We start from the raw sequence: 11,395 nt of genomic DNA, 5'->3' as shown, positions 1-11,395 counted from the left end.
TGAGAATATTATGCTGATGTCCAACACCGCCCGCGCCGCCAAGCTCCATTATATGGCCAATGGTTTCCGCGTCCTCGCGCCCGGCGATCACGTCGTCTGCGCGGTCAGCGGCGAGCGCATTCCGCTCGAGATATTGCGCTACTGGAGCGTCGAGCGCCAGGAACCCTATGCCGCCGCCGAGCATGCGGCCAGGGCGCTGCACGGCCAATGAAGCCGGGGCGGCTCGCGGCTGCCGCGCTGGCGATCGGCCTGCCCGGCAATGCGGCGGCCGGTCAGCAGAGCCGGCCGGTCGCGGCGCAGGTGGACCGCTTCGGCCTCACCGGCCTTCTCGTGCAAGGCGGGATCGCGACCGGGACCGCGCCGCGCGGCACGACCCTGCTGAGCCTGAACGGCATGCCGGTTTCCTTCGCCGCGGATCGCCGCTTCCTGATCGCGTTCGATCGTGACGCCGCGCCGACGGCGACGCTCGTCGCCCGGCTGGCCGATGGCGGAGAAATCCGCCGGACGCTCGCGATCGCCCCGCGCGCGTGGGATATTTCGCGGCTCAACACCTTGCCCAAATATCCCGTGCCGCGCCCCGAATTCGATCGGGTGCGCCCCGGCGAACTCGCCCAGATCAATGCCGCCCGGGCGATGCGGAGCGATTCCCAGGGCTGGCGCCAGACCTTTCTCTGGCCGGTGACCGGGCGCATCTCCACTCTGTTCGGGTCGCAGCGCATCTATCGCGGCGAGCCGGGCGCCTATCATTCGGGGATCGACATCGCGCGGCCGACCGGGACGATCGTGCTCGCGCCGGCCGACGGCGTGGTCATCCTCGCTGCGGCCACGCCGTTCACGCTCGAAGGCAATCTGCTGATGATCGATCACGGCATGGGGCTCAACACCGCCTTCATGCATCTCTCGCGGATCGATGTGCGCCCCGGCCAGCAGGTGCGGCGCGGCCAGCCCGTCGGTGCGGTGGGGCGTAGCGGCCGGGCGACCGGCCCGCATCTGCACTGGAGCCTGAAATGGCGCGATGCGCGGATCGATCCGCTGCTGATCGCCGGGCCGATGCCCGCGGCGGACTGATCGCAACCCTTGATCGCACCGCAGCATTATTTTTGTGCAAAGCGGGATAATACTGCGCAACAATAATACACGTTCTGTGGCTTTTGGGTTACACGCGCCCGGAACGCGCGCGCAAAGGCCAATGCCTGCTTTACACCGACAAAGCGCCGCTTCATCCCACGCTCCAAGCTTCGTCTTTTGCACGTGCACAGCGCGGCGAGCGGAGCGGGGAGACACGCCGGCCGCCGGTCCAGGGACCCGGTCGGAAGTAAGCGAGGATACGGCATGAAGAAAACCAATATCGCACGCGGTTTGCGCGGCGGCACGGCGCTGTCGGCGCTGATGCTGGCGGGGACGTTGTTTGCCGCGCCGGCCATGGCGCAGACCGAAGCACCGGTTGCCGGGCCCGTCGAAGGCCAGGCCACCGAAGATGCAGCGTCGCCGCAGGGCGACATCGTCGTCACCGGCTCGCGCATTCCGCAGGCCAATATCAGCTCGACCGCGCCCGTCACCGTCGTCGGTGCCGAGGACGTCAAGCTCCAGGGCACGACCCGCGTCGAAGATCTGCTCAACTCGCTGCCGGCAGTGTTCGCCAGCCAGACCTCGGGCATGGCGAACGGCGCGGACGGTACCGCCACGGTCGATCTTCGCGGTCTCGGCTCCGCCCGTACCCTCAGCATGGTCAACGGCCGGCGCCTTTTGCCGGGCGATCCGAGCCCGAGCAGCGGTTCGGCTGCCGACATCAACATCATCCCCGCCTCGATGCTCAAGCGCGTCGAAGTGCTGACCGGCGGCGCGTCGTCGACCTACGGTGCCGACGCCGTCGCGGGCGTCGTCAACTTCATCATCGACACCGATTTCGAGGGCTTCCGGCTCGACGCGCAATACGGCCTCTTCCAGCATAGCAACCGCAACACGCTGACGCCGCCGCTGCTCGATGCGCAGGCGGCCCTCGGCCGGGCGGGCTACGGCTATCCCGATTCGAGCGTGGTCGACGGCGCGTCGTTCGATGCCACCTTCTCGATCGGCACCAGCTTCGGCGGCGACGATCGGGGCCATGCCATGGCCTATTTCGGCTACCGCAAGGTCAATCCCGTCACCCAGTCGCGCCGCGACTATAGCGCGTGCACCATCCAGAACACCGGCGCCGGCGCGCCGACCTGCGGTGGTTCGGCGACGTCGGCCGAAGGCAACGTTCTCGTCTTCGAAGGCGGCACGTCGACCTTTTACAACTTCCTGCCGGGCGGCGGCATCGCGCCGGGCTCGACTCGCTTCAATTTCGCCCCGACCAACTATTTCCAGCGTCCGGACGAGCGCTACACCGCGGGCGTCTTCGCGAACTATGAAGTCGACGAGGCGTTCAAGCCCTATCTCGAATTCATGTTCATGGACGACCGCACCGTCGCCCAGATCGCCCCGTCGGGCAATTTCGGCAACACGCTGACCGTCAACTGCGACAACCCGCTGATCTCGGCCGCCCAGTTCGCGGTGATCTGCGGCAATCCCGAGAATCTGATCAACGGCTTCCTCGGTAATTTCCCGCTCGCAGCCGGTGCGCCCTACAATCCGAATCCGGGTGCGGCGCCGCTCACTTTCTTCGATCCGATCACCGGCACGCCGTATAACCGCGGTTATCTCCAGGTGCTCCGCCGCAACGTCGAAGGCGGTCCGCGTCAGTCGGATCTCCAGCACACCAATTATCGCGGTGTGATCGGCGCGAAGGGCGACCTGGGCGAGACCTGGTCGTACGACGCTTACTATCAGTTCGGTCGGGTCAAATACTCGCAGGTCTATTCGAACGAGTTCTCGGCGGCCCGCCTGACGCGTGCCCTCGACGTGATCGACGATCCGCGGGTCGCCGGCGTCAATCCGATCTGCCGCTCGGCGCTCGACGGCACCGACACCAACTGCGTGCCGTACAACATCTTCGGCGGCCTCGGCGCAGCGAGCCCGGCATCGGTCGCCTATCTCTCGGCGACCGGCTTCCAGAGCGGTCAGACCACCGAGCAGGTGGCGAACATCTCGTTCACCGGTCAGCTGGGCCGTTACGGCCTGCAGACCCCGTGGGCCAGCGAAGGCGTCGGCATCAACGTCGGTGTCGAGTGGCGCAAGACCGAGCTCGAGCTCAAGACCGACAACGCCTTCCAGACCAACGATCTGACCGGTCAGGGCGGCGCGACCTTGCCGATCTCGGGCAACTTCCGCGTGTTCGAGGTCTTCGCCGAGACGCAGGTCCCGCTGGTGCAGGACAATTTCATCGACCTGCTGTCGCTCAACGCGGGCTATCGTCATTCGGCCTACAAGACGAGCGCGAACCGCAAGTACGACACCGACACCTACAAGGTCGGCGTCGATTTCGCCCCGATCAGCGACATCCGCTTCCGCGCCACCTACAACCGCGCGGTGCGCGCGCCGAACATCCAGGAGCTGTTCTCGACCGCGACGGTCGGCCTGAACGGTTCGGAGGATCCGTGCGCGGGCATCGGTCCGATCACTGCGACCAATTATGGCTGTCTCGCACAGGGCTTCGTGGTCGGTCAGGGCACCGCGGCGAACCCGGCCGGCCAGTATAACGGTCTGATCGGCGGCAATGCCGACCTGCAGCCGGAAAAGGCGACCACCAAGACGCTCGGCGTGGTCTTCCAGCCCAGCTTCGTCCCGCGCTTCGCGCTGACGGTCGACTATTTCGACATCAAGGTCGAAGACGCGATCCGTTCGTTCGGTCAGGACTCGATCCTCGCGGACTGCACCGACAACGCGACCGCGACGTTCACGCCTGCGTCGTGCGACCTGATCAACCGCGATGCGGCGGGCTCGCTGTGGCTCACCCCGGGCGGTTTCGTGCGCGATCTGCCCAACAATGTCGGCCAGCTGCAGACCAAGGGTATCGAAGTGGGCGCGTCCTACTCGATGCAGCTCGGTGGCATCGGGCGGCTGTCGCTCAACATGAACGGCACCTATCTCGACAGCTACAAGGTCGATAACGGGCTGACTGCACCTTATGACTGCGCCGGCCTTTACGGTCCGACCTGCAGCGTGGGCGGCACCACGGAATCGGGCGCTCCGCTTCCTGAATGGCGCCACAAGCTGCGTGCGACGCTGCAGATGGACGGCGGCGTCGGCCTGTCGGTCCAGTGGCGTCACCTCGGCCCGGTCCGTGCCGAGACCACCACCGATCAGGCGAGCCTCGAGGGTGATTTCAACTATGATCCCGGCACGCGCCTGAAGGCGATGAACTATGTCGACCTCGCGGCGACCTTCTCGATCACCGACGCGTACACCTTCCGTCTCGGCGTCAACAATCTGTTCGATCTCGAGCCGCCGCTGGTGACCTCGGGCAATGCCGGCCGCGGAGGTTCGAACCTCTGCCCGACCGGTCCGTGCAACGGCAACACCTATCCGGGCACCTATGATGCGCTGGGCCGCTACCTGTTCGCAGGCGTGACCCTGAACTTCTAAGCTCTGGAAGACGCAAATCGGGGCGGTCGGCGCGAGCTGGCCGCCCCTTTTTCGTGGCAGCTTGCGCCGGCCGCGCCTGCCGGTTCATAGCAAAGCGATGGCAACCGCACCCACGCTCGACCCAAATACCGCAGAGGCGCTCCGCGAAGCGGTGCGCGCCGCGCAGGCGGGAGACCTTGTCCGCGCCCGGACGCTTGCCGAAGGCGCCGTTCCCGGCAGCGCCGATCCCGCCCCGCTCCACGCCTTTCTCGGAATGCTGTCGGCGCGCGCGGGCGACCTCGCGGGCGCGGGCGGTCAGCTTCGCCTCGCGCATCGCGCCCGTCCGGGCGACATGACGATCGCCTGCAATCTGATCGCCGTGCTGATCGATGTGGGCGATCGCGAAGCTGCGCTCGACGTGGCGACGCAGGAACTGGCCTCTGCCGATCCGACGTTGCGGGTCGCACGCTATCGCGGTTTTCTCGCGCTGTCGCTCGATCGGTTCGCCGAGGCCGCGCAAGCCTATGAATTCGTCCTCGCGCGCGCCCCTCAGGATTTCGAGAGCTGGAACAATCTCGGCAATGCCCGCTCGGCGCTGGGGGATTTTCCCGGCAGCATCGCCGCGCTGGAACAGGCAGTCGCGCTCGATCCCCGCGCGGCGCCGACACGCGTCAACCTCGCCGTGGCCTTGCGGACTGCCGGACGATCAAGCGATGCCGAAGCGATCCTGCGCACCGCGGCCACGGATTTTCCCGAGGACCCGCACGTCCTGCACGAACTCTACGCCCTGCTGAAGGCCGAGGGTCGCAATGCGGAGGCGTTGCCGGTGATCGAGGCGGCGGTGCACCGCGATCCGGCGAATGCCGGCATGCAGTTCGAGCTCGCGGTGGAATATGGCGTGGCGCTGGAGACGGCGAAGGCCGAAACCGCCTATCTCCGCGTGCTCGATCTCGATCCGTCGTGGCGCGACGCGTGGCTCGGGCTGGCGATCCAGTACGAGCACACCAATCGCGAGGAGGAGTTCGCGCCGCTGATCGCGCGGGCGGAGGGCAATCACCTCGATGTCGGCACGCTGAGCTTCCTGCGTGCGCTCGAGCATCGTCGCGCCAAACGGTTCGGGGAAGGCCTTGCGTCGTTGGCGCTCGTGCCTCCCGACATCGAACCCGAACGCACCGCGCATCTGAAGGCGACCTTGCTCGACCGCCTCGGCCGCACCGACGAAGCCTTCGAATGGTTCGACGAGACTGCGCGGCGACATGCGGCGGACCCTTCAGAGCCGCTCAAACACGCTGCCACGCTGCGCGATGAATTGCGTGCCGAACTGGCGACGATGACTCCCGAATGGGTCGCCGGCTGGACCCGCGACGTGCCGTCGCCGGAGCATCCCGCGCCGGTGTTCCTCGTCGGTTTTCCCCGTTCGGGCACCACGTTGCTCGACACCATCCTGATGGGGCATCCGGACACGGTGGTTCTCGAGGAGAAGCCGGCGCTCAATTTGGTCGACGAGGCGATCGGCGGCTTCGCGAAGCTGGCGACAATGAATGCAGGCGAAATCGCCGCGGCGCGGGCGCGCTATTTCGACGAGGTCGCCAGGATCGCGCCGCTCGCGCCCGGCCGCATGCTGATCGACAAGTCGCCGCTGTTCCTCAACAAGGTGCCGCTGATCAAGCGGCTGTTCCCCGACGCGCGGTTCATCCTCGCGCTCCGCCATCCGTGCGACGTGCTGCTCAGCTGTTTCATGAGCAATTTCAAGCTCAACCGCGCGATGTCGAACTTTCTGCGGCTGGAGGACGCCGCCGCACTCTACGATCTGAGTTTCAGCCATTGGGAACGCGCGAACGCGCTGTTCCCGGTCGCGGCACACGCGATCGTCTACGAGCGCCTGATCGAGAACATGGAAGCCGAGGTGTGCCCGCTGTTCGACTGGCTGGGTCTCGAATGGCACGCCGGGGCGCTCGACCATAGTCGCACCGCCCGATCGCGCGGGCTGATCACCACCGCCAGCTATTCGCAAGTGACCGAGCCGATCTACAAGCGCGCCGCCGGCCGCTGGCATCGCTATCGTGCGCATCTCGAGCCGGTGCTCCCCGTGTTGGCCCCGTGGGCCGAGAAGTTCGGCTATAGGCTCTGAGTACTGGACTCGGCGCGCGATCGGGCACAAAATCCGCGCACGTTGCCGCTGTCGGGCGGCTTTCTTGTGGAAAGCGTGTCATGATCCGTACCTCTGCAGCCGCAATCGTCGCGGTATCTCTTTTCTCACTGGCCGGCGCCTCGTTGGCGGCGGCGCAGGAAGGCGCCAAGCCCAAGACACGCGACCCCAATGAGGTCATCTGCAAGAAGGAGGAGGTTCTCGGCAGCCGCCTTCAGTCGCGCAAGGTCTGCATGACCCGCGCGCAATGGGCCGAGCAGCGCGCGCTCGACCGCCAGAATGTCGAGCGTTCGCAGACCAACACCTGCCAGCGCCAGGCCGGCTGCTGAGACGAGATTAGCATCCATCGTCCCTCGTCCCGTCAAGGGGGAGGGTTGCGCAGACTTGGGCTCAAAGAGCCTTGATCGGAGCTGGGCCCTCTCCCCTATCAAGGGGAGAGGAGTTGGCACTAGGCGACACGCAGCTGGAGCGCGCCGTCGCCTTCGTCGATGCGCACCGTCGATCCGTCCTTGACGTCGCCGCGCAGGATCAGGTCCGCGAGCGGGTCCTGCAGATAGCGCTGTACCGCGCGCTTGAGCGGGCGGGCGCCGTAGACCGGATCATAGCCGACCCGCCCGAGCCAGCCACGCGCGGCGTCGGTGAGCTCGATCCGGATCTTGCGGTCGGCGAGCAACTTGCCGACACGCCCGACCTGGATGTCGACGATCGGCGCCATATGCTCCGCCGCCAGACGGTGGAACAGGATGATCTCGTCGAGCCGGTTGAGAAATTCGGGCCGGAAATGCGCGCGCACGACGTCCATCACCTGCGGCTCGACATCCTCGACCTTCTGGCCGTCGGCCAGATTGGTGAGGAATTGCGACCCGAGGTTCGAGGTCAGGATGACGATCGTGTTCGCGAAATCGACCGTGCGGCCCTGGCCGTCGGTCAGCCGGCCGTCGTCGAGCACCTGGAGCAGCACATTGAACACATCGCCATGCGCCTTCTCGACTTCGTCGAACAACACCACCTGATACGGCCGACGACGAACTGCCTCGGTTAGAACGCCGCCTTCCTCATAACCAACATAGCCGGGAGGCGCGCCGAGCAGCCGCGCCACCGAATGTTTCTCCATGAACTCGCTCATGTCGATCCGGACCATCGCGTTCGGATCGTCGAAAAGGAATTCGGCGAGCGCCTTGGTCAGCTCGGTCTTGCCGACGCCGGTCGGCCCGAGGAACAGGAACGAGCCGAGCGGCCGGTTGGGATCCTGCAGACCCGCGCGCGAACGCCGCACCGCGGTCGCCACCGCCTTGACCGCGTCGGCCTGGCCGATGACGCGCTTGCCGAGCGCCGCCTCCATGTTGAGCAATTTCTCACGCTCGCCCTCCATCATCCGGTCGACCGGAATCCCGGTCCAGCGCGCGACCACGCTGGCAATGTCCTCGGCAGTGACTTCCTCGCGCAGCATCGCGTTGCCGGTCTGCGCCTCGGCCTCGGCCAATTGCTTGGTCAGCGCGGGGATCGTGCCGTAATTGAGTTCGGCCATCTTGCCGAGATCGCCGGCGCGCTGCGCCTGATCGAGCTCGAGCTTCGCGGCATCGAGCTGCTCCTTGAGTCGCGATTCGGCGTTGATCTTGTCCTTCTCGGCCTGCCAGCGCGCGGTCAGTTCGCCAGACTGTTGCTCGAGATTGGCGAGTTCGGCCTCGAGTGTGGCGAGCCGGTCCTTCGATGCGGCGTCGGTCTCCTTCTTGAGCGCCTCGCGCTCGATCTTGAGCTGGATGATCCGCCGGTCGAGGGTCTCTATCTCCTCGGGCTTGGACTCGACCTCCATGCGGATCCGCGAGGCGGCCTCGTCCATCAGATCGATCGCCTTGTCGGGCAGGAAGCGGTCGGTGATGTAGCGATTGGACAAAGTCGCGGCGCCGACGATCGCGGCGTCGGTGATCCGCACGCCGTGATGCAGCTCGTATTTCTCCTTCAGCCCGCGCAGGATCGAGATCGTGTCCTCGACCGTCGGCTCGCCGACGAACACCGGCTGGAAGCGCCGCTGCAGCGCAGGGTCCTTCTCGACATATTTGCGATACTCGTCGAGCGTCGTCGCGCCGATGCAATGCAGTTCGCCGCGGGCGAGCGCGGGCTTGAGCAGATTGCCCGCGTCCATCGCGCCCTCGGTCTTCCCCGCGCCGATCAACTGATGCATCTCGTCGATGAACAGGATGATGTCGCCTTCGCCGGCCTTGACCTCGTCGAGCACGCCTTTCAGCCGCTCCTCGAATTCGCCGCGATATTTCGCGCCGGCGATCAGGCTGCCCATGTCGAGCGACATCAGGGTGCGGTTCTTGAGCCCGTCGGGCACGTCGCCATTGACGATGCGCAGCGCGAGGCCCTCGGCGATCGCGGTCTTGCCGACGCCGGGCTCGCCGATGAGAACGGGGTTGTTCTTGGTCCGCCGCGCGAGGATCTGGATCGTGCGGCGGATCTCCTCGTCGCGGCCGATCACCGGATCGAGCTTGCCGTCGCGCGCCGCCTGGGTGAGGTCGCGCGCGAACTTCTTGAGCGCGTCGTAACGATCCTCGGCGCCGGCGGTGTCGGCGGTCTTGCCTTTGCGCAGATGGTTGATCGCGCCGTTGAGCGCCTCGGGCTTCACCCCCGCCGTGGCGAGCGCCTTGCCTGCCGCCGTGGTGCTCGCCAGCGTCAGCGCGAGCAGCAGCCGCTCGACCGTGACGAAGCTGTCGCCCGCCTTGGCCGCGACCTGCTCGGCCGAATCGAGCACCCGCACCGCATCATTGTCGAGCCCCGGAGTCTGCTGCGCGCCGCCGCCCGATACTGCGGGGATCTTGGCGAGTGCCGCGTCGGTCTCGGCGAGCGCGCGCTTCGCATCGCCGCCCGCCGCGCCGATCAGCCCGCTCGCCATGCCCTGCTCGTCCTCGAGCAGCGCCTTGAGCAGATGCTCGGGCGAAATCCGCTGATGGTTCATGCGGATCGCGACGGTCTGCGCCGACTGGAGGAAACCCTTGGCGCGATCGGTGAATTTCTCGAGGTTCATGCTGGCCCCTGTTGATTACGCAGGCGATGTAGTGTTGCCATTGTGCAACACAAGGCCCGCTCAGCCTCCCGTCTTCGCCGGCCGCGGCGCCCGCGGCGCACCGGGAGCGTAACGGTTGCCGAAGGCGTTGCCCTCGTACCAGCGCGGCGCCTCGGGCGCATCGGCCACTTCGCGAGCGATCCAGTAGTTGAGCCGCGCGAACTTCGCGCCCGCCTCCCAGTCGAACGGCAGGTCGATCTGATCAGACGGCTGGTGGTAGTTGTTCGCGAGAAAATCGCGGAACGCCTTCTCGCCGCCATTCGCGAAGCCGGTCATCAGGAAGATCGAGGGCACCCCCGCCTTGACGAAGTTGAAATGGTCCGAGCGCTCGAAGAACTGCTCCTCGGGCATCGGATCGGGCGAGACGCGCACGCCCATCCGCGCACCGGCGCGCGCGACCACCTCGCCCATCGTCGAATGCTCGCCGCCGAACGCGATCACGTCCTGAAAGTCGTAGAGCAGGATCGGCATGTCGAGATTGACGTCGGCGACCAGGCGACCCGTGCCGGTCACCGGATGGCGGGCGAGATAGCTCGAGCCGAGCAGCCCGTCCTCCTCTGCGGTCAGCGCGACGAACAGGATCGAGCGCCTGGGGCGAGTCCTCGCCTTCGCGAACGCCCGCGCCGCCTCGAGCATCGTCGCGACCCCGGCGGCGTTGTCCATCGCGCCATTGTGGACCTTGTCCCCGGGCAGATGCGGATCGCGGCCGACATGGTCGAGATGCGCGCTCAGCACGACATATTGATCTGCCAGCGCCGGGTCCGATCCCGGCACCACGCCGATCACGTTCGGGCTGCGATACGCCTTCACCTTGCTGGTCCGCGCCAGCGTCGCGCGTTGCTCGAGCGCGAAGCCTTTGATCCGGGCTTCGGGCAGAGCGGCGGCGGCGAACACTTCCTCCACCCGTTTTTGCGCACCGGCGAACAGCGCCCCCGCCGCGGTCTCGTCGAGATAGGCGCCGATCTGCACGCCGGGATCCTGTCCGTCGGGAAACCCTTCGTCGCTCAGCCATTTGGTGGTGTTGTCGGGAACGGTGTTCGCGGCGGCGCGCCACAGCATTTCGTCGTCCGGCCCGACAAGGTACAGCACGCCGATCGCGCCGTGTTTCGCGGCGCTGCGTGCGCGTTCGCCGTTGATCCGCGCGGCCGCTGCGCGCGGCAGCCCCCTGGGCGTGCCCACCAGCATCACTGCGAACTTGCCGCGCAGGTCGAGCCCGGCATAATCCTGATAGCCGAGATCGGGCGCCTCGATCCCATAGCCGACGAACACCGCGTCGCCGGTCACCGTCTGGGTGGCGGTGCCGAAGCGCGGCGAGGGAGCGATCAGCACGTTGGCGCCGTTGACGAAGGCGTGCTTTCCGATCCGCAGCGCGGCGGGATGGCGGTCGTCGAGGCCATATTCGGCGAGCGATACTTGCTGGAACCAGCCATCGGTGCCGCCGGGCTTGAGTCCCAGCGCGGCGAATTGCTCGGCGACGTAGCGCGCGGCGATCTCGTGCCCCGGCGTGCCCGCATCGCGGCCCTCGAGCCGGTCGTCGGCGAGGAAGGTGACGTGCTTGCGGACCTCCGCGGCGCTGAACTGCGGTTCTTCGGGCGTCGCCTGCGGATGCGCGGCGAGCGGCGCGGCGGCGAGCAACAGCCCGGCGAGGAGCATCGGAACGCGCATCTGCGGAGGGTCTTTCGAAAGGCGTCGGC

The 11,395-nt window shown here is 66.8% G+C and carries 7 protein-coding genes; 5 read left to right on the top strand and 2 right to left on the bottom strand.

What is annotated here, in order from left to right:
• The first annotated feature begins 10 nt into the window (after positions 1-10).
• The 5 genes from Q9Q95_RS01945 (at position 11) to Q9Q95_RS01925 (ending at position 6,963) form a co-directional block, all read left to right on the top strand.
• On the top strand, positions 11-211 hold the full coding sequence (locus Q9Q95_RS01945) for a DUF2093 domain-containing protein (protein WP_306093372.1): 201 nt from the start codon (positions 11-13) through the stop codon (positions 209-211).
• A complete protein-coding gene (locus Q9Q95_RS01940; RefSeq protein WP_306093371.1) occupies positions 208-1,068 on the top strand; it encodes a M23 family metallopeptidase in 861 nt (286 codons plus the stop codon). Before Q9Q95_RS01945 ends, Q9Q95_RS01940 begins: the two co-directional genes overlap by 4 nt.
• 264 nt (positions 1,069-1,332) lie before the next feature.
• Positions 1,333-4,506: a TonB-dependent receptor domain-containing protein gene (locus Q9Q95_RS01935; protein ID WP_306093370.1), complete on the top strand. Its 3,174-nt coding sequence runs from the start codon at positions 1,333-1,335 to the stop codon at positions 4,504-4,506.
• A gap of 97 nt (positions 4,507-4,603) precedes the next feature.
• Complete coding sequence (locus Q9Q95_RS01930) at positions 4,604-6,616, top strand: tetratricopeptide repeat-containing sulfotransferase family protein (protein ID WP_306093369.1); 2,013 nt, start codon at positions 4,604-4,606, stop codon at positions 6,614-6,616.
• A gap of 80 nt (positions 6,617-6,696) precedes the next feature.
• Complete coding sequence (locus Q9Q95_RS01925; protein WP_306093368.1) at positions 6,697-6,963, top strand: hypothetical protein; 267 nt, start codon at positions 6,697-6,699, stop codon at positions 6,961-6,963.
• 119 nt (positions 6,964-7,082) lie between these two features.
• Here the strand turns inward: Q9Q95_RS01925 and clpB are convergent, their stop codons facing one another.
• Both clpB and Q9Q95_RS01915 read right to left on the bottom strand, forming a co-directional pair.
• A complete protein-coding gene (gene clpB, locus Q9Q95_RS01920; protein ID WP_306093367.1) occupies positions 7,083-9,662 on the bottom strand; it encodes an ATP-dependent chaperone ClpB in 2,580 nt (859 codons plus the stop codon).
• A 60-nt stretch (positions 9,663-9,722) separates the two neighbouring features.
• Positions 9,723-11,366 carry a M20/M25/M40 family metallo-hydrolase gene (locus Q9Q95_RS01915; RefSeq protein ID WP_306093366.1) on the bottom strand — a complete coding sequence of 548 codons (1,644 nt, stop codon included), beginning with the start codon at positions 11,364-11,366 and terminating at the stop codon, positions 9,723-9,725.
• Positions 11,367-11,395 lie beyond the last annotated feature (29 nt).

Source organism: Sphingomonas sp. DG1-23, from assembly GCF_030730875.1.
Taxonomy (GTDB): domain Bacteria; phylum Pseudomonadota; class Alphaproteobacteria; order Sphingomonadales; family Sphingomonadaceae; genus Sphingomonas.
This window is presented reverse-complemented; position numbering and strand designations above follow the sequence as displayed.